This is a genomic window from Nostoc sp. DSM 114161, assembly GCF_052692665.1.
In genome coordinates this window covers 5,009,896-5,029,346 of sequence record NZ_CP195141.1, presented here as the reverse complement: position 1 = coordinate 5,029,346, position 19,451 = coordinate 5,009,896, and the positions used below count along the sequence as shown (strand labels likewise).

Below are 19,451 nucleotides of genomic sequence, written 5' to 3'. Positions count from 1 at the left end.
TATGCCATACGTTTTTGAACCAGATGTTCTACATAACATTGCCCAGACTAGCATTGGATTACCCTACGATCAGATGTTTGAGTCACTGAGAACCAAACTAGAAGATCGCTATCCCGGCAAAATTAGCCCTAAGATTGAATGGAGCTTGAATAATGCAGGGGGGTGTATGTATGGAATTTGTGTGTTCCATGCTTCTCTGAATGAATACCTGCTGATCTTTGGTTCAGCAATTAGCACTATGGGGCACACTGGACGACATTGCACGGAGATATTTGATTTTGTCATCGATGGTGAACTCTGGTATTTTGGCGAAGATCGTCCTTATGAGCGAGTTATTCGACAAGCTGGCGATCGCTATTTCTTACCCAAGTTCAAGAGCGAAGGCTTATGCATCAAGGATCGTGCCTGGGTTTTGGAATATGCCAGAGGCCCAATTCCCACGATGTTACCCTTTGGTTTAGCGGATTCTATTTTCAGTACCTTGGATTTGAGAACGGTCGATCGCACCTTTAAGATTTACGGCAAATTATTTTGGCAGCAGTGGTGGAATCGATGGCGATCGCAGAAAACCTCATCAAACATACATCATTCTCGTCCCACCAACCGGGAGACATTATGACAGGTCGTTTTCCCTTTTCCCCCTACCCCAATGGCTGGTTTCGGGTGGCGTACAGTAATGAACTACACAATGGTAGTGTCAAACCTCTGCATTACTTTGGCAAGGATCTCGTTCTCTTGCGAACTGAAAATGGTACAGCACAAGTATTTGATGCCTATTTAGGATATGGATGCCGGGTTGAAGGGGATGCGATCGTTCGTCCGTTTCATAGTTGGAGATTTAGTCAAACTGTCCATTGTTTGTCAGTCCCTTACAGTGAAAAACAACATCCCAACCCGCAACTCCACTCTTACCCAGTCCATGAAGCAAATGGTTTAATCCTGGTTTACTATCACTCCCAGCAAGAACCACCCACCGGGGAAATACCAACTTGGCCTCAATGGAATCAGCAGAATTGGACTCCATTTCTGAGACGTTCCTGGCAGATCCGCACCCACCCTCAAGATATGGCAGAAAACGCCCTGGATACTGCACATATGCTGTGGTTGCATGGACAATCTTTTAAGGCCGTTGCAGACAGCAAACTGGAGATTAATGGTACAGTTCTCACTCATCACTTGCGCCCAAATTATCGACTGGCGATCGCAAGTAAATGGGGAATCGATGCAACAGGGGTAGTTGAAATTAGTTCCTATGGCTTAGGTTGTCAGATTAGTTACACCCGGATCAAAGCATTGATTGAGTTTCATAGCCTTGCCCTCTTTTTCTTGACTCCGATTGATGGAGAAATCGTAGATGTCCATATTTTAGTTAGCACCAAACAGATCATCCATCCGGTAATTACTCATTTGCTACGGCACAAAAGCATGACAGAAATCAGCTACAACCTGGAACAGGATATCCCCATTTGGGAAAACAAGATTTATCAGAGTCAACCGCTCCTGAGCAATGGTGATGGGCCTATTCCGTCTTATCGGCGCTGGGCAAAACAGTTTTATAGTAATCAATCTCTAAAATCCTCCGCTCCTAAAACTGTAGCCAAGACTATAGGGGCGCATTAAAACTTTTGCTTTTGCAAACTTTAATATCCATAATTCAATCTGTTCAATTTTTAATCATAAATTAAAGGCAACGTGTAATATCATCCTCATCTCTGCGAATTATGAAACAGTTAGAAAACATTCCTTTACAGCAACGTCCTCAAGATTGGTTCTTTATTGGCTGTTTTAGCTTTTTTGCCTGTTCTTCCTTTTGCATAAGTTCTATTAGCGCTTTCAAAATTCCCCTCAGCGCAGACAGTCCAAATTTCTTGGTCAAAGCATTGTACTGGTATGGTTCAGCCATCGATCCACTCACCTTGGGCAATCCACCGTCTCTCCAGATGCAAACCATCATTGATACATTTATCTTTGGCCCATTCTATATTTGTTTGAACTATGCACTCATTCAGGGTGCAAATTGGATTCGGATTCCGGCATTACTCTATATATCATCTATTACTTACTCAATGGTTTTATTGATAGGAATCGAATTATTAAGTTCTTCTTCACCGAAGGATTTCCCGAAGTTCTTAATGTTTAATGTTCCTTATATTTTGATACCCCTACTTTTGGGATATCGGTTACGGCATCCATTGCCCTTTGCTCGCTAGAAAAAATTGATAGCAAGCTATGTTAATCAGAGCAAAATTTAGGGAAGGCTGAACTACATGAAAACAATTAGACTTGTCCGTTGGGGAGATAAACGCTTTGAAAACGAGGCTGAATCATGAAACGAGTGGCGGTAATTGGAGCAGGTCCGGCTGGTTGTGCGGCAGCAATCAATCTCAAGAAATTTTCTAACATCGAAGTTTTATTATTAGACAAAGCTACTTTTCCCCGACGTAAAGTCTGTGGCAGTGGACTCTCTCCGTGGACTTTGGAACTACTCGATCGCATGGGAATTGGGAATACAGTCAGAAAAGCGGCATATCCAATTCGAGCAGGAATTATTGGTGGTGTGGGTGGAACTGCGGTAGAACTGCGAAGTCACTATGAAGCAGCCGTTTTGGTGCGATCGCAGCTTGACACCATCCTGGCCCACGAAGCCGCACATCGAGGCGCACAACTGATCGAAGATACCCGCGTTGAAGAACTTATCCGGGAAAATGGACGCTTAATTGGCATCAAAACCAACCAGGGCAACCTAGAAGTTGATGCAGCGATCGTTTGCAATGGTGGTACTAGCAAATTAGCCTCAGCAAAACGTCCTGGTAATACCCTCCGCTCCTTGATGGGTTGGTACGAAGGTGTAGACAGCATTGGTGATGCCTTAGAAATTTACTTTGACCCAATGGTAAAACCTTACTATGGTTGGGTTTTTCCAGAAAGCCAAAATCGAGTCAACATTGGTATTTGTTATGATGCCGCCTATGGCGACCTCAATGCTCGGCAAAGATTTCAACAATTTATAGAGGAACGTCTAGGGAAACGAATGCGGCACGCCAGCCAAATTGGTTATTTAATGGGACATCCTATTGCCGTTACCCATAAACCAACAGCCCTAGTGCAGGCGGGGGTTTTAGTCGCTGGAGAAGCTGGAAATTTAGTAGATCCAGCTACAGCAGAAGGAATTCACACAGCCCTTGCTAGCGGCTTGTTAGCTGGAGAGTTTATGGGGTCTGTTTTGGATCGAGGAACCGAACCCTCTTTTCAGAAACTTGCACCTTATACCCAATTGATTCAAAAAAAAATCGCACCTCGTTTAAGAGCCGGAAATTGGTTTTTACAAGCTGCTAAAACTCCGATTTTAGATTTAGCGTTGCGGTTTGGTTCGCTTAAATCTGTTCAACAGACTCTTCTCTGGGTGATTGCAGGGGTTTAATTGATTCAATTGATTTTAAAAATAATTTTAGATTAGGGCATGAGCTAGAAAAATATTCCAGGAACGAATAAATAAGCTTGTAAAATTTTCTGAGCAATTTATTATGTTAGAAATCTCGGATGCTGGTCTAGTTTATGATGTTTGCATTGTTGGCGGTGGTCCTGGAGGTGCAACTTGTGCTTACTATCTAGCTCGTCAGGGTAAGAATGTTTTGTTACTAGAAAAAGAAACATTTCCCCGTGACAAAATTTGTGGAGATGCTGTTTGCTCTCGTGCAATCCTCCACCTCCAAGAAATGGGGGTATTTCAAGAAATATTGGCAGAAAACAAAGGACACTGGGCAAAAAATGGTGGCTTCGTGAGTCCCAAAGGAATCAGTTTTATTGGTAACTCTGCTCAACATATGCCTATGCCACTGGTTATGGCAATTAAGCGAGTCATCTTGGATGAAAAAATAGCAAGAGCAGCTGCACGGGCAGGAGCTAAACTTGTGGAGCGATCGCCAGTTGTTGAGACATCGTTCTCTGAAACCAACAAATATTGGACTATTACGTGCAAAAGCGATCGCGTAACGACATCTTACCAAGCACGGGTGCTTGTAGCTGCCGATGGGGCGACTTCTAAACTAGCACGTTCCCTGGGTTTGGTTAACACAAATCCAAATGGTGTCTGTAGTCGGGCTTACATTAAACCAGGAACATCCACGTTTCTTCATGATGGAGTAGTCTTTTATCCGCCATCGCTGCTTCCTGGATATTGCTCAATTTTCCGAGAAACAAGCGATGAATTGAGTTTCTGCTGCTACATTATCCCTGGCGGACGGGTCAAGCTAACTGATTTAGGCAAGATGCATCATGAGGTAATCACAAAAGATCCCTATGTGAGTAAAGCACTCGGTTCTAATGCTCAAATTGGCAAAATGATGGGCGCTCCGCTCCGGTTAGGTGGCATTTCAAAAAGTTACGCAGATCATCTATTAATTGTGGGGGACGCTGCTGGACAAATCGATCCTTTAACTGGCGAAGGAATTCAATTTGCTATGGATGCTGCCAAAATTGCCGCAGATACTTTAGTAGAAGCATTTGCGATTGGGGATCTAAGCGAAAGCTTTTTGAGGCGATATCACAGCCGTTGGATGAAATCATTTGGTTGGGATTTTCAATGGAGTACCAGATTTACTGACGTTTACAAGCGTTACCCTTTTTTCTTAGATGCTTGTGCAGCACTGACTCGTCGTCGTGGTAGTGAGTTTTTGGCTGAATGGGGTAAGGTGATGACGGGCGCACAACCCAAGAGTTATTTCCTACAACCACAAATCGTATTGCCACTGGTATTAGAAGTTGGGCGACAACTATTAAGACCTAATGCTGCATAGAGTAAGCCTTAGCGCTGTGTAAGGTTAATCTATCATTCTGGAATATTCAGTCACTATGAAAAAATCAGATTTTCAAACAGTCGTACAAGATCCTATTCAGCGAGCTAAAAAATACCAGGAAATGGTTGGAACTTATTTTGATCTTGTGACAGACTCTTATCGACAACATTGGGGTGAATCTTTTCATTTTGCAATCTTTTCCGGCTCAGAATCTCTTAAGGATGCACTAACTAATACAGAGCGATTCATTGCCAATTCAGGTCAATTTCGCTCAGACATGAAGATTCTTGATGTTGGTTGTGGTGTTGCAGGACCAGCTATCAATATTGCAATATACTCAGGCGCACATATTACGGGCGTTAATATTAATGCACAACAACTTGAAATCGCCAATCAGCTAGTTGAAGAGCATGGACTTTCTGACAAGATCGAGCTTGTTTTAGCCGATGCAATGCATATGCCTTTTGAAAACGACTCATTTGATGCAGTTTATATTTTTGAAGCTGGCTGTCATATGCCTGATAAAGCAAATTTTTATCAAGAATGCGCCCGTGTTTTGCGTCCAGGTGGAGTATTTGTTGGTATCGACTGGTTTACGGCTGAGAACTTAACAACCGAGCAGAAGACTAAATACATTGAGCCAATTTGTCGTTATCATGCAGTCCCAAATATTATCTCACTTAGTGATTTAATAAAATGTTTGATATCTGTGGGTTTAACGGTTGAAGTAGCGGAGAATATCGAAAATCATGGCAATATTTTACGTAACTGGGAATTGATGGATACCACGATCGCCCAAAATATTCGTGGTTTGATTCCTTGGCTACTGCCATCTACGTTGAAAATGTTAACGAAGGGGGGCTACGCCTTGCTGGATGGGGTAAAATCAGGCACATTTATTCTTGGACGTTGGCAAGCACATAAACCTGTTCAACTACACGAGGGTGTATGACTACTTTGATAACGGGAGCTAGTGGTCATTTAGGTGCCAACCTTGTACGGCGCTTGCTGGAAGATGGGCATTCTGTGCGTGTGCTCTTAAGACAAGGCAGTAATAACACGGCCGTTGATGGATTGAATGTGGAGCGGGTTTATGGCGATTTACGCGACCGCCCTGCGATGAATGCAGCTGTGCAGGGGTGCGATCGCATCTATCACTGTGCCGCCAATGTTTCCATATTAGATGGACTCCCCCAACTCAGACAGGAAATTTACGACTGCAATGTGATTGGTACGCGCAATCTCTTGCAAGCAGCTTTAGCAGCTGGCGTGTCTAAAGTCGTTGTGACCGGTTCCTTCAGCGCAGTCGGGCATAATCTTTCCCAACCCAGTGATGAAAACGTTCCCTTTAATCCGTTTGGGAATCATTTGCCCTATGAGTTCAGCAAAAGTTTTGTTGAGCATGAGTGTCTCAAAGCTTTTGCTGATGGACTGAATGTGGTGATTGCAGTCTCTTGCGCCATCTTAGGGCCAAATGACTTCAAGCCTTCCCGCATGGGTAGAACCTTGGTTGATTTTGCCAACGGTAAACTACCCGCTTATGTTCCTGGCGGTTTTGAGTTCGTGTCCACCAGAGACATTGTGCAAGGACACATCCTGGCAATGGACAAAGGACGACCCGGACAAAAGTACATTTTCAGCACGCAATTTCTCACAGTAGATGAGTTAATGAATATTTTTGAAGAGATTACTGGAAAGTCTCGTCCCCGCTTGCGAATCCCTAGTCTTCTGATGGCAGCGATCGCCAGTACTGCTGATGCAATTTTACCGCGTTTGTTTCCGCAGATGCCACGCCGCTTTACCTCTGGTGCAGTCAGAATTTTGCAAATGTACCGCAAAGCAGACTGTCAAAAAGCAAATAATGAACTGGGATATCAACCCACCAGCATTCGACAAGCAATTCAAGCAGCCTATGACCATTTTGGGCAACGCGGTATAATCCAAACTGTAACACCCGTGGTGCGATCGCCCCAAACTAAGGAAACCTATAGCGAAATCCAGAGGTGACAGTTGACATGGTAAGTACCAAGGCTGATATCAGCCCCAAAATACCCCCGATTTTGCATGGTGGTTTGCCCTATTTGGGACATGCTCTCGAATTTCATCGAGATCCTGTTGGCGTATTGCAAAGGGGGCAAGCCCAATTTGGTGAGATTTTTTCCTTTCTGTTAGCCGGATCGCAAATTACAGTTTTGATTGGCCCCAAGGGAAATGAGGCATTTTTCCGCGCGCCTGACAGCCAATTCAGCGCCAAAGAAGCCTATCGCTTCACAATCCCCATTTTTGGTCAAGGCATCGCCTATGATACAACGCCGGAAATCATGAGCGAACAGTTGGGGTTTATTTTTCCGGCACTGAGGGAAGAGCGGTTGCAAGCCTATGCCCAGCTTATGGCAGAAGAAGTCCATACCTATTTAGAAAATTGGGGGCAGTCTGGTGAAGTAGATTTGTTAACTGCTCTGAATGAATTAACCATTTTCATTGCTAGTCGATGCTTAATTGGTCAAGAGTTTCGGCAAAATCTTTCTAATGAGTTTGCTCACCTTTATCATGACTTAGAAGGTGGCATCAACCTGTTAGCCTTTTTCCAGCCATATTTGCCTTTGCCCTCCTTCCAGCGTCGCGATCGCGCTAGGGTAAGGATGGTTCAACTCATCTCGGAAATTATTGCTAACCGTAGACGGAATGGCATTGTAGGGGAAGACTTTCTCCAAACTTTGATGGATGCCAGCTACTCAGATGGCAGTGCCTTAACTGATGATAATATCACTGGACTGCTTATTACTCTCCTATTTGCTGGTCAACATACTAGTGCAGTTCTAGCTGCTTGGACTGGCATCCTCCTGTTGCAGCATTCCCAATTTCTTCCGCCCATCCTCGAAGAACAACACGCAGTACTTGGCGAAGTCGCTGCTGGAAAGCCTTTCACGTTGGATCGATTAAAACAACTTGTTGTGTTAGAACGAGCGATTAAAGAGGCAGAACGTTTGCGTCCACCCTTAATCATGCTCATGCGAAAGATTTTACGGGATTTTGAGTACAACGGCTACTATGTCCCAGCAGGCGGACTAGCTATGGTTGCACCTGCCGTTTCTCACCGATTAGCTGAGTGCTTCCGCGATCCAGATCGATACGATCCAGATCGCTTTGCCCCCGATCGCGCCGAAGAGCGCAAATCTGCCTACACCATGATTGGTTTTGGAGGCGGAAGACATCGCTGCATAGGACAGTCTTTTGCATATGAGCAAATTAAAGTCATTTGGAGTGTATTACTGCAAAACTTTGATTTGGAGCTAGTTTCTCAAAGCTATGAACCTAACTATTCCACATTTGTGATTGGCCCCAAACAACCTTGCCTGATTCGTTATCAACGCAAATAAATCACAGATGTTTGACAGTTCAATGCAGAGGATAGTAAACAATGAAATACAGAGCTATAATACACAAGCCAGTAGCCACTACACCCCCAACTTTTGAACAAGCTAAAAATCGACGGCAAAAAGCGCGATCGGCCGGCATGAACCCAGATTATTGGTATGCCGTAGAGTATGACCGTGTGCTGAAACCTGGACAGGTGATGGAGGTGATTTTTTGGCAGGCTTCCATCGCTCTTTACCGAGGACAGGATGGACAACTACGAGCTTTAGAGAATCGCTGCGCCCATCGCCATCTTCAGCTTTCTTTAGGGCAGGTGGATGGGAATTATCTAGTTTGCGATTATCACGGATGGGCTTATAACGAAGCGGGAGAATTGGCTCGTATTCCCCATGAACTTTTCAATAAACCCATACCAGTATGCAAATTACGCATCTATCCAGTGCAAGTTCGATATGGACTTATCTGGATTTTTCCAGGTAATCCAGCACTGGCAGAAAAACGACAAATCCCTGATATCCCTGAACTAGAAGGGAACAATAGATGGGCATGTGTCCCCCTAGATTTTACTTGGAATGCTCACCATTCAATGATTATTGACAATGTGAGTGACTTTACCCATGCACATTTACATCGGCAGTATCGTCCGTTTACCGATTCTAAGCTAACTCGGTGCGAGCAAATTGGCGATCGCGTTTATGTTGACTATGACACTAAGGTAGGAACTGGCAAAATTTCTGGTCTATTTGTCGATCGCAAACGAGTCAACACTAATGCCATGAAACTTTGCTACGAATATCCATATCAATGGTCTAATACAGATAATAAGATTAAACATTGGTGCTTTGTCTTGCCAATTAATGAGCGGAAAACACGAGTCTTTTTCTTATTTTATTTTGATGCACTCATTATTCCCTTTACATCATTGCGGATTCCTCAATGGTTGATGAACTATGTACTGGAAATTGCCAATCCATTACTGATTAAACCTTTACTCAGCCAGGATGGGGTTGCTGTTGAGGCAGAACAAATTGGCTACGAGACTCATCTTGATGCTCCAATTATTGAACTCAGTCCAGCTATTCACTTATTTCAGCAACTCACAATTCAGAAGTGGGAAGAACATTTAGCAAAATCCGAGAAAAAAGCTGTTTCCCAGGTTGAGGCTCAGGCTAAAGATCCAATCTAATTTTTCTGACAATAGCCCCCCACTTCTAAAATATTCTCTTACTTACTGTATTGCTATACTACACCAGAAAAACTAATGAGGGTATTTCGTAATTCGCATCTCCAAATTGCCTCAGAAAAAATCACTTCAGATATCAGCTTGCCAAATCAGATTCCTTATCGTAAAAATTATCTGTGGAAAAACTGGGGAGAGACAGCTTCTTGTCGTCCTGAAATTTCTTTTTATCCTGAGAAAGTATACGAATTAATTGAGATTGTTAAATTTGCTCGGAATACGAAAAAAAGAATTCGAGTTGCTGCCACAGGTCACTCTTGGTCACAATTAATTCCTACGGATGACATTTTAGTTTATATCCACAAACTCAATCATGTAGAGATGGACTTCTCCGATCGGGAAAAACCAAAAGTTGTGATAGAATCTGGCGCAACAGTTAGAGAAGTCAATGATGTATTAGAACATCATGGATATGCCTTGCCCTTAAATGTTGTGCTAGAATCTGTACGATTTGGGGGATTAATTGCAACAGGTAGCCACGGTTCTGGATGGAATAACTCTACCCTTTCTGACCTCATACACTCAATTGAAATTGTTACATCTTCTGGACAGTTGCAAGTGTTTGAAACTGGAATTGATGCTGATGAAGTAATGAATGCAGCAAAACTAAACCTGGGTATGTTTGGCATTACTTATCGCATGAAGCTTTATGTTCAAAAAAGTTACAGAGTCAGAGCTATCGATCGACGTGCCCCATTAATAGAAACAATTGAAAATATCAAATGTCTAATTCTTGCCCACGAAAATTGCGATCTTTTTTGGTGGCCTTTTTGTGATAAAATCTGGATTAAGTCCTGGGATCGCACAGAGTTAAAAATAACATCTAAACCCAGAAAAAATTTATGGGATAAATTGGAGGCAGCAATAAGCTCAAGAGTGTTTAGAGAATTACTACGACTGATTAATAACTTTCCCCGAATGACCCCCTGGGTATGTAATTTTCTGTTCAAATTCACTCCATCAGTCAGGGATGATGTAGTTGATATTGTAGAGGCTATTCACTATAGACGTTCTATTGAAGTCGCTAAACTAGGATGTGTGGAGATTGCCTTTAAAGTTGATTCTGATTTTGAAAATGTCAAAAAAGCCATCAATATTGTAATATATACAACCAATAAATATGCTGCACAAAGAAAATACCCTTTTAATGTCACAATGAATGTACGTTTTATTAATAGTAGCCAATGCTTGCTTTCACCTGGCTTTGGTGAGGGACATACCTGCTTTATTGAAATTCTCAGTCGAGCAGATCGAAAAGAATGGGAATTATTTTCTTCTGAAGTTGCCACCGAGTGGTTAAAACTTCCAAACGCGTTGCCACACTGGGCAAAAGAGATTGAGCATATTCCAGGAATTATCGAACATATTAAAAGTAAGATAGGAAAAAATATAGCTGAATTTAACAAAATAAAGATTGAGCTTCAACTCGATCCAGATAATATTTTTATGAACGATTTCTTGCGGAGAATTTTTCTATAGAAATCTTAGAAGCTATATTCACTAAAAATAGCTACGGCAGGATTAAAAAAAATAAACAATCAAAAAGTTTTAAATTTTTCTACTTTCTCGATCGCTATTGCGACAATTGGACATCTTGTTGGATATTGTGTTGACACGGCTCATTTCATGGACTTGACGTTGGACTGCATATGCATGATTTTACGTATTCAGCATATCATGAATATAGTAGGAGTTGACATTGCAATTCTTGTAGTAGCATTAATTCCTTATCAAAAACAAGAGATGCGATCCTGGTGGTTGTTGTCCTGCATATTTTTTTACCAGTCTTCTCATGTGGTTAGTTGGTCTTATTCTAGGATGGATAGCTTTAACCGAGTCTAAATCGGCTGAATCGTAGAAAAATATTCGCAATTGCACTTTATGACCCAAAAATTCACCGAATAAAAAGCTATGTCATACCTATTCGATCCTGATATTTTACATGAAATAGCTAAAAAAGGTATTGGGTTACCTTATGATGAAATGTTTGAAACTGTTCGCTCTGAACTAGAACAAAAATATCCAGGACATATTGCTCCAAAAGTTGACTGGATCGTGAATTGTGCGGGAGGCTCTATTTTTTCTATAGCTGTACTACATGCCTCTCTCAATGAATATGTTTTGATTTTTGGTAATTCTATTGGTACTAGTGGGCATACTGGACGCCATTTTACTGATACCTATAGTTTCGTAATTGATGGAGAAGTTTGGTATTTCTCTGAGGAGAGACCATTTGAGCGTATGATTCGACGCACTGGAGATAAATACCGTCTAGAAAAATTTCAAAGTCGGGGGCTCTGTATCAAGGATCGAGCTTGGGTAGTAGAATACGCCAGAGGACCCATTTCTCTAATGCTTCCCTTTGGGCTCGCTGGTTTTCTCTTTAGTACTTTAGATTTAAAAAATTTGGTTCGCACCCTTTGGACTTATGGAAAATTGACTATGAAAGAACTTCTATTTAGACTCAGATCTACCCGATCGCCTGTATCCTGAACTGGCTTCAAAACCTGTTTTGCTCCTTACCTACAGATGCTAACTCAAAGTTTATAGAACCCATTTGGGATCTTGGGAGAAAGGAGAGCGAAAAATTTCGGGGGAGATGGGCAAGAATTAGCCAAGGGTTTTTTACATTAATCATCCCAAAGCCCCTGAAACTTGGTAGACGCAAGTTCGGTGTAACGAACAGTATGCTGAATATTTTTATGCCCCAAATAACTCTGAATTGTTCGGGTATCAATACCTCGATTCGGCAGATAATAACCTGTTCCATGCCGCAGCATATGAGCATGAATAGGGACTTTGAATAAGTGCTTTGCAACAGGTCGCCTATCAAAAAATTTGATTACGGTCTGTCGAGTGCAACCTACTCCTCCTGCTAAGTACTCTTGCGTCCAACCTTTAAGCTTGAATGCTGCCTCAGCTTTTTGCAGCCCATTTGTCGATGCTCGGTATGACCTACCCATCGTCAACCTACCACAACTATTACATTAGTTTTACACGAGTCCATGACACTTAGTAAAAGCGATCGCCATTTTTAACAAGTGGCGATCGCACTTCGACTAAGACCCTGGCTCCAATGGCGAATCTATCCGTTGGTTTTGCTCTTGATTAGTTGTCACTGTGGTATTGGGATTGCTATGCACGTTAACCACTGGTGGATTAACCACAGAAGGTGTAGCAGGTCTTAGCATCATCACAGCAAACCCAAAAAACATTGCTGCTATTGCCACAATCGCAACGTTATTGCTGCTGTCTTTACTCACAGCACTTACCAGGTTCTTCAGCAGTCCATAAAACTGCTGTTCGGTAGTGGCGTTCACTGCCCTGATAAGTGCTTTAGGAGCATTTAACTTATCATTGGAAGTGCGGGGTCTATGACGATTGAAATCCATTGTTGTGGCCTCCGTGTTTTCGATGCTTACCTGGATGTTCTCCAGGTTTTTTCTTTCTGTTCTTAGAATAAAAATTTCAAGCTCAACCTTGGTCAAAGTAGGCTGTTAGAGTTATGTAATAGTTATGTCAAAGTTGATTCACAGCTATGACGCGATCGCTTAAAGCATCGAAAACAGGGTTAGAAAAGGCTAAACGAGCATTTGGAATCAAAGGTTGGACACAGGATTATTTGGCTGGTACTGTTGGACGTAGACGCCAAACAATCATTAGTTTTTTTGCCAGAAGGCCTGTTGATAAGACTGTATTCCAAGCCATCTGCACAGAACTGGGTTTAGAGTGGGGTGAGATTGCAGAGCTAGAAGTAGGGGAAGAAGAAGCAGTCAAAACCCCTGGTATTGATCAATTGGTGCAACATATACGTCAAAAAGTGAGCGCATTCATCCAAAAACAATGTGGATTCATGCGTGTTTTGGACATGACTCACCCCATTGGATTAAACGACATTTACACTGATGTCAACATTCTGGAGAAAATTACAGGACGCAGAGGCTTAGAGCTAGCCCAACTTTTGGAAAACTGCAAACCAGAAGACTTTGAACGCTTTGGGCTATATAAAGTGTCAGAAAAGCGAGTGTCAGGTTTAGGGGCTGTTAAGCAAAACTCGAAGCTGATGATTTTAGGAAAGCCAGGAGCAGGCAAGACAACCTTTTTAAAGAGAATAGCAATTCAGTGTAACTTGGGGCAATTTTTGGCAGATCGTGTCCCCATTTTCATCACACTCAAAGCCTTTGCTGAAGAACCTCAGCAACCAAGTTTATTTGAATATATCAATGACCAATTTATCAACGATATTTCAGACAAAGAAATAACTAAAACTCTGTTGAAACAGGGTCGGGCGATTGTGTTGCTTGATGGGTTAGATGAAGTTAGGCAAGCAGACAACGATAGAGTTATAAGAGAAATTGAAAGAGTTTCTACTCAGTATGATGGCAACTATTTTGTGATTACTTGTCGGATTGCGGCTAATGAATATAAGTTTGAACGTTTCACTGAGGTTGAAGTTGCGGATTTTAATGAAAAACAGATTACCGAGTTTGCCAACAAATGGTTCCAGAGTAAAGATCCTATCAAAGCTCAACAGTTTGTTGAAAAGCTCCAAGAAAATCCACGGATTAAACAACTGGCAACTAATCCCTTACTCTTGACACTGCTATGTTTGCTGTTTGGTGAATCGACAGATTTTCCTTCCAATCGTTCTGAGCTTTACCAAGAAGGTGTAGATGTATTACTCAAAAAGTGGGATGGTACGCGCAGGATTGAGCGCGATTTGGTGTATCACAAACTTTCTCTCAAACGCAAACAAGACCTGTTGAGCAAAATAGCCTTAGAAACCTTTGAGAAAGGAAATTACTTCTTTAAAGAGAGGCTTGTAGAAGAGTACATTAGCGATTACATTCAAAATCTACCTGATGCCCAAGCCGACCAACAAGCACTGTTGTTAGACAGCAGAGCAGTACTGAAATCGATTGAGGCACAACATGGTTTATTGGTAGAACGGGCGAGGAAAATTTATTCTTTTTCTCATCTAACTTTTCATGAGTTCTTCACGGCTAGAAAAATCACCTTAAATCGAAATCCTCAGCAGGTGTTTCAACAGTTGGGTAGTTATATCACTGACAAACGTTGGCGAGAAGTTTTCTTGCTAACAGTAGGGATATTGGACAATGCTGATGACCTATTGCAGTTGATGAAACATCGCATTGATGAACTCGTAGCAACTGATGAAAAAGAGAGGTTTTCAGCCAACAAGGAAGCGGGATTACTCTGTACAGCATCTACAAGCGTTAGCGTCGTGCAGTCCATCGCCACAGGCGATTCAACTTCCTTTTCTTTCACGCCCTCGACACTCTGAGGCGACGCGCCCCCAAAGGGCGCGTGAGCCGTCTCCTCACTTTGAGAGATTTTGTTTGGCGTGGAAGAGACACACCTCAAGAACTCTTCAAAAGAGTTCTTGAGGTGTTCTTGAGAAGTTCCTGAGAGGTTTTGGAACGCTTGCTCAGTAATGATTTCAAGTTCCACCCCGGCACTGTCATTGCCGCCCTCGGCTCTAAGAGTGCCGATAGGGGTGTTATCAATTCCTTGGGCGGTATTATCATTGCCTTCGTTTGCACTGTCATTGCCGACCCCGGCTAGAAAATTATCACCTTGTTTCCAAGTAAACAGTCCTTGAACCATGAAGGTTGATCGCCATAGTTTCGTAATGCTGTTTACCTTCCAGCACTCTGGTTTCTGTCTTAAAATCAAACAGTCCAGCATCTCTGAGAACTTTCTTTGCACCTGTTAGATTGCGATCGCGCAATTTTGTGGTGAGTGGTATCCAGCGAGAACCATACGGGTCTGATTTTCAACACTCCGAAAAAAGGCGTAGTACTGTCGGAGATTGATTTAGTGCCCAGTCAAGATCAGCCGTTGGGATTGTCATGTGGGAGCGAGTACGCGCCTTACTGCTTTGATCGCGCTTTGTAGATTTATCTACAACTGGCTTAGTTCTAGTCTTTGTCATGACTCACCCCCGAATTGTGCCCAAAACCTCTGCAACGCAACTCGTTTAGCTGTTTCTATCAGCTCTTTTTCTGACTCTGGTACATCGTTAATCAGATGCTCGATTTCAGCTAGTTGTGATGCCCTGTTTGAGAGGGGTAAAAGCTTTACTTCAGCTTCACTACCGCGACGAAAACCACGACGACGGTACAAATATTTGAAGTGGCGTTTGTCTTGTGGTAGTAATTTCTCCCACACATGAGCGTCCCACCCAGGCGGCATGAAGTCAGCTGATATCGGTAGCAGGTTTTGTATTTGGGATTGGACGAGTGCGATCGCTTTACCCTGTTCTTCAATCACCCGATTTTGCTGTTCAAACTTGGTCAATAGTTCTTCAATTAACTCCTGAGTTTGTGGTGCTAGTTCTGCCTCGCGGGTTTTAACAGCGAAGTCGTCATAAGAGGCTATGAGCCAGATAGAAAGTAAGTCAAAAGCAGATAAATACTCTACTGACCTATTCCACAGCAGATAGGACAATTCATCTAGCAACTCAAAGTCTATTCCTAACTCTTGGGCTATGAGTCGAGAGTCAACTACTAGTTGTCGTTGGTGGTGAATAACATTAAGTTTGCTCATAATTTGGTATGTGTGTTTGTCAACAAGGCAAGCAAAATTGACCCCCACGCAGGTTGCTGGGGGATTAAGGATTGTTGAGCGGTCAAAATAATTTGTAATTCGTAATTGATTTTTTAATTACGAATTACGTTAACAGGGGTGGTTATGTTTGCGGATACGCAGATTGAAAAATTTGTTCGGCGGTTAAATTCAAGTCTGGAAATGTTTGTGATTCGATGCGATCGCTCCCGCGAAACTGGCTAACTTGGTACTCACCATCAACCAATGAATAAACCGAGATAGTAGGTTGCTTGGGATTGCCAATAAACCGCCTACCACCTAAAGCTGCATAATCTACAATCCAGTATTCTCTAATGCCTAGAGTTTCATAACCAGCCACTTTTGTTAGATAATCATCACGCCAGTTAGTGCTAAAAACTTCGATTACCAATGGTATAGATTCAGCTAGGCTAACAGTGGATTCTTTTTTCCAGAGTGGTTCATTGACTAAATTAGGTTGATTTAATATCAGCACATCTGGCAAATAAGCTGATTCACCTGACAATGGTTTGACAAACGCTGTTTTGGGAATGATGTAACGGAGATTTAATCGGATGCACTCCCTAGTAATTTCAAAGACTAAAAATCCTATCACTTCTTCATGATCGCCTGTTGGTGGTGGCATTTCAATCACTACTCCATCGTGGAGTTCATAACGTTTACCAGAATTGTCTGGGTATTTAGCAACAAATTCATCAAAGGCTACTAGTTTTCGTAAAGCTTGAGTCATAGGTTTAATTCGTAATTCGTAATTCGTAATTACTGCGATCGCAGTTAAACTTAGGGTTTAAAATCTAAAAATTTTCAGAACGAATTCGACTGCCATTTTGCCAAACTTCTACTCTTTGAGGAGTGACTATATAAGAAAAACTACCATTATCTGCTTGATATTTATCTTTACCAATATTCAAAGCAGGTATTTTTATAGGCTGATTTGGGTTTTGTTTCATCTGCCCAATATAAAATAACCGGCCATTTTCTTCGCAAATTTTGACACGGATTTTTGCAGTCTCACCTCGAATAATCGTAACTCCATTACATTCAGTATTACTATTTAAAGTTGTAGAATTTATTGTAATTCCTTGTGAAGAGGAAAGCTTTGCTACTGGAAGTGTTGAGACTAGCCGGTTAGAGTTGCTAACTTGCTGAACTTTAGAAGTAGGAGTAACATTTGCGGTTGAGGATGCAAATAGACGAAGCGGATCGACTGCGATTCGGCCTTGTGGATGAAATTCAAAGTGGAGATGAGGTGCTGTACTGTTGCCTGTAGATCCCATCTCGGCAATAATTTGACCTTGAATAACTTGTTGACCTTTGCTCACTAATAAACGGCGATTGTGACCATAAACAGTAACGCTGCCATCAGGATGTTTAATACTTATGGCATTGCCTAATCCCCAATTATCCCAACCTGCTTTGATAACTGTACCGGATGCAGCAGCAACAATAGGAGTCCCGGATACCCCAGCGATATCGATTCCTTCATGTTGATATTTACGAAAGCCTTGAGAAATAAAACCTTGAGTCGGCCAAATAAAGTTATAAGCAGGGATGGAATTTTCTTGAGTTGGGGAATTGCTGACTAATTCTGTTAAGCCAGATGTAGTTGTACTTAATACGGTGGTTAAGGATATTAACCCAATTAGTCCATAGTTACGATATCGATAAAAATTATTTTTTTTCATAAATTACGAGTTTGAAAATATTGTTGAGTGTTGAACGCCAGTTGCTACAACGGGGGGAACCCCCACAACGCACTGGTTCCTGTTGACTGGGAAAAAAATATTTTTGTGCCTTGAAATGGTATGAAACCCCGATGTCAATAGACTTTCTTTGCCTATTGGCTGATATATAAAAAACTCGCGATCGCATTTTTCAGGCATCAAGCTAATCTGAAAATGCGATCGCGAGTCACAAAAAGTAGTTATTTTTTAGGGGGTTGAGGAATTGCCAGCTGCCACTGCCTCGTTTAATACTAACTCTGGCTGTGGTGTTTCCTCCTCTTCTTCTGGCAAGCCGTAAATTGACCTGTACAATTTCACGTACTGCTTGGCAGATTGATACCAGCTAAAGTCTTCACTCATACCACGTTTTTGTAGTTCTTCCCATTGGGGTTTGAAACGGAAGCCTTCCCAAGCCCGAATCATACAGGTGAAAAGGTCTAGTGGTTCGTAGCGGTCAAAGCAGTAACCGGTGCCTACGCTATTTATAGGGTCGTAGTGTGATACGGTGTCAACTAATCCACCCGTGCGGCGGACGATGGGGACGGAACCGTAACGCAAAGCCATCATTTGGCTAATACCGCAAGGTTCAAAACGACTAGGCATTAAGAATGCGTCAGTGCCGGCGTAGATGCGGCGAGACAAGGCATCGTTATACAGCAGGTAAGTTGCCATACGTCCGGGAAAGCGAGATGCTAATTGCCACATCTGACTTTCATAGTAGCGATCGCCTGTCCCTAACAGTACAAACTGTGCATCTGTGTATGCCATAAAGCGATCGAGAATTTGCAATATTAAATCGATGCCTTTTTGTTCTACTAATCGCGTGACAATCCCAATTAAAAATGCACCGGAATTAACTTCTAATCCTACTTCTTCTTGCAAAGCAATTTTATTCGCTTTGCGTTTCTCCAAACTATCATGTGTGAAGACTTGGGCAATGTATTTGTCATTTTCTGGATTGTAAACTTCGACATCAATACCATTGATAATCCCAGATAACTTACCGCTAATAAAAGACAACAAACCTTCTAATGTTTCACCATACTCAGCTGTCTTGATTTGCTCTGCATAAGTCGGCGAAACTGTATTGACTTTATTGGCATATTGCACCGCAGCTGCCATTGTGTTGTGTCCTTGCATATACCAAGGACACCAAGTAATTTTTTCTAAATACCAACGCCACGGCCCCTGATAGGCTAAGTTATGAATCGTAAAGACGGTGGTAATATCAGGATCTTGGTGCATCCATACAGGAATCATTCCTGTGTGCCAATCGTGGCAGTGAATAATTTCTGGTTTCCAATAATTCCAGGCAAACTCCGCTGCACCATTGGCAAACAAGGTGAACCGCCAATCTTCATCTTCTCCTGAATAAATGCGGCGGGGCATGAAGGCGGGATGTCCAAATAAGTATAAGGGAACATCAGTACCAGGCAAAACGGTTTCGTAGACTGCAAAGTGCTGGAACATCGCATCTCCCCACCAAATAGGTTCTTGGGGAATCTGCATTTTGTCTGGCAAGAAGCCGTAGTAAGGCATGAATATTCGCACATCATGACCCATTGCTCTGAGGAATTTGGGCAATGCACCAACAACATCGCCCATTCCGCCTACTTTGGCAATGGGAGCTGCCTCTGCTGCAACAAATAAAATCCGCATGGTAAGTTTTGTTTCCCCGGTGCCTATACAGCGATTCAGTTATCA

General features: G+C 42.3%; 18 protein-coding genes. 12 read left to right on the top strand and 6 right to left on the bottom strand.

What is annotated here, in order from left to right; translation table 11 throughout:
* Nucleotide 1 precedes the first annotated feature (1 nt).
* The 11 genes from NSTC745_RS21525 to NSTC745_RS21475 all read left to right on the top strand — a co-directional run bounded on the left by NSTC745_RS21525 (nucleotide 2) and on the right by NSTC745_RS21475 (nucleotide 11,907).
* Nucleotides 2–619, top strand: a complete 618-nt coding sequence (locus tag NSTC745_RS21525; RefSeq protein WP_445632765.1) for a hypothetical protein — start codon at nucleotides 2–4, stop codon at nucleotides 617–619.
* Complete coding sequence (locus NSTC745_RS21520; RefSeq protein ID WP_445638653.1) at nucleotides 541–1,620, top strand: Rieske 2Fe-2S domain-containing protein; 1,080 nt, start codon at nucleotides 541–543, stop codon at nucleotides 1,618–1,620. Before NSTC745_RS21525 ends, NSTC745_RS21520 begins: the two co-directional genes overlap by 79 nt.
* A 101-nt stretch (nucleotides 1,621–1,721) precedes the next feature.
* Entirely contained in the window at nucleotides 1,722–2,210 is a 489-nt protein-coding gene (locus tag NSTC745_RS21515) for an EXPERA domain-containing protein (RefSeq protein WP_445632764.1), read from the top strand.
* A 116-nt stretch (nucleotides 2,211–2,326) separates the two neighbouring features.
* On the top strand, nucleotides 2,327–3,421 hold the full coding sequence (locus NSTC745_RS21510) for an NAD(P)/FAD-dependent oxidoreductase (protein WP_445632763.1): 1,095 nt from the start codon (nucleotides 2,327–2,329) through the stop codon (nucleotides 3,419–3,421).
* Between the two features lie 103 nt (nucleotides 3,422–3,524).
* Entirely contained in the window at nucleotides 3,525–4,796 is a 1,272-nt protein-coding gene (locus tag NSTC745_RS21505) for an NAD(P)/FAD-dependent oxidoreductase (protein WP_445632762.1), read from the top strand.
* 55 nt (nucleotides 4,797–4,851) lie between these two features.
* Nucleotides 4,852–5,748 carry an SAM-dependent methyltransferase gene (locus tag NSTC745_RS21500; protein WP_445632761.1) on the top strand — a complete coding sequence of 299 codons (897 nt, stop codon included), beginning with the start codon at nucleotides 4,852–4,854 and terminating at the stop codon, nucleotides 5,746–5,748.
* The gene (locus tag NSTC745_RS21495; RefSeq protein ID WP_445632760.1) at nucleotides 5,745–6,803 is read left to right on the top strand and encodes an SDR family oxidoreductase; all 1,059 of its coding nucleotides are present in this window, start codon (nucleotides 5,745–5,747) and stop codon (nucleotides 6,801–6,803) included. The genes NSTC745_RS21500 and NSTC745_RS21495 overlap by 4 nt, the downstream gene beginning before the upstream one ends.
* 8 nt (nucleotides 6,804–6,811) lie before the next feature.
* Entirely contained in the window at nucleotides 6,812–8,176 is a 1,365-nt protein-coding gene (locus NSTC745_RS21490) for a cytochrome P450 (RefSeq protein WP_445632759.1), read from the top strand.
* A 41-nt stretch (nucleotides 8,177–8,217) separates the two neighbouring features.
* A complete protein-coding gene (locus tag NSTC745_RS21485; RefSeq protein WP_445632758.1) occupies nucleotides 8,218–9,360 on the top strand; it encodes a Rieske 2Fe-2S domain-containing protein in 1,143 nt (380 codons plus the stop codon).
* A 75-nt stretch (nucleotides 9,361–9,435) separates the two neighbouring features.
* Nucleotides 9,436–10,893: an FAD-binding protein gene (locus NSTC745_RS21480; protein WP_445632757.1), complete on the top strand. Its 1,458-nt coding sequence runs from the start codon at nucleotides 9,436–9,438 to the stop codon at nucleotides 10,891–10,893.
* Between the two features lie 432 nt (nucleotides 10,894–11,325).
* Nucleotides 11,326–11,907, top strand: coding sequence for a hypothetical protein (locus NSTC745_RS21475; RefSeq protein ID WP_445632756.1), 582 nt, complete (start codon nucleotides 11,326–11,328; stop codon nucleotides 11,905–11,907).
* A gap of 137 nt (nucleotides 11,908–12,044) precedes the next feature.
* On the opposite strand, the gene NSTC745_RS21470 is transcribed toward NSTC745_RS21475, so the two are convergent.
* On the bottom strand, nucleotides 12,045–12,377 hold the full coding sequence (locus NSTC745_RS21470; protein ID WP_445632755.1) for a tyrosine-type recombinase/integrase: 333 nt from the start codon (nucleotides 12,375–12,377) through the stop codon (nucleotides 12,045–12,047).
* A 96-nt stretch (nucleotides 12,378–12,473) separates the two neighbouring features.
* A complete protein-coding gene (locus NSTC745_RS21465) occupies nucleotides 12,474–12,806 on the bottom strand; it encodes a hypothetical protein (protein ID WP_445632754.1) in 333 nt (110 codons plus the stop codon).
* 146 nt (nucleotides 12,807–12,952) lie between these two features.
* Between NSTC745_RS21465 and NSTC745_RS21460 the strand changes: the two genes are divergently transcribed.
* Nucleotides 12,953–14,719 (top strand): NACHT domain-containing protein, encoded by a 1,767-nt coding sequence (locus NSTC745_RS21460; protein WP_445632753.1) that lies wholly within the window; start codon nucleotides 12,953–12,955, stop codon nucleotides 14,717–14,719.
* Nucleotides 14,720–15,366: 647 nt separating this feature from the next.
* Here the strand turns inward: NSTC745_RS21460 and NSTC745_RS21455 are convergent.
* The 4 genes from NSTC745_RS21455 to glgA form a co-directional block, all read right to left on the bottom strand.
* Nucleotides 15,367–15,984 (bottom strand): hypothetical protein, encoded by a 618-nt coding sequence (locus NSTC745_RS21455; protein WP_445632752.1) that lies wholly within the window; start codon nucleotides 15,982–15,984, stop codon nucleotides 15,367–15,369.
* A 142-nt stretch (nucleotides 15,985–16,126) separates the two neighbouring features.
* Nucleotides 16,127–16,753: a Uma2 family endonuclease gene (locus NSTC745_RS21450; RefSeq protein ID WP_445632751.1), complete on the bottom strand. Its 627-nt coding sequence runs from the start codon at nucleotides 16,751–16,753 to the stop codon at nucleotides 16,127–16,129.
* A 64-nt stretch (nucleotides 16,754–16,817) separates the two neighbouring features.
* Complete coding sequence (locus tag NSTC745_RS21445; protein ID WP_445632750.1) at nucleotides 16,818–17,708, bottom strand: M23 family metallopeptidase; 891 nt, start codon at nucleotides 17,706–17,708, stop codon at nucleotides 16,818–16,820.
* Nucleotides 17,709–17,954: 246 nt separating this feature from the next.
* Nucleotides 17,955–19,406 (bottom strand): glycogen synthase GlgA, encoded by a 1,452-nt coding sequence (gene glgA, locus NSTC745_RS21440; protein WP_445632749.1) that lies wholly within the window; start codon nucleotides 19,404–19,406, stop codon nucleotides 17,955–17,957.
* Between the last annotated feature and the right edge of the window lie 45 nt (nucleotides 19,407–19,451).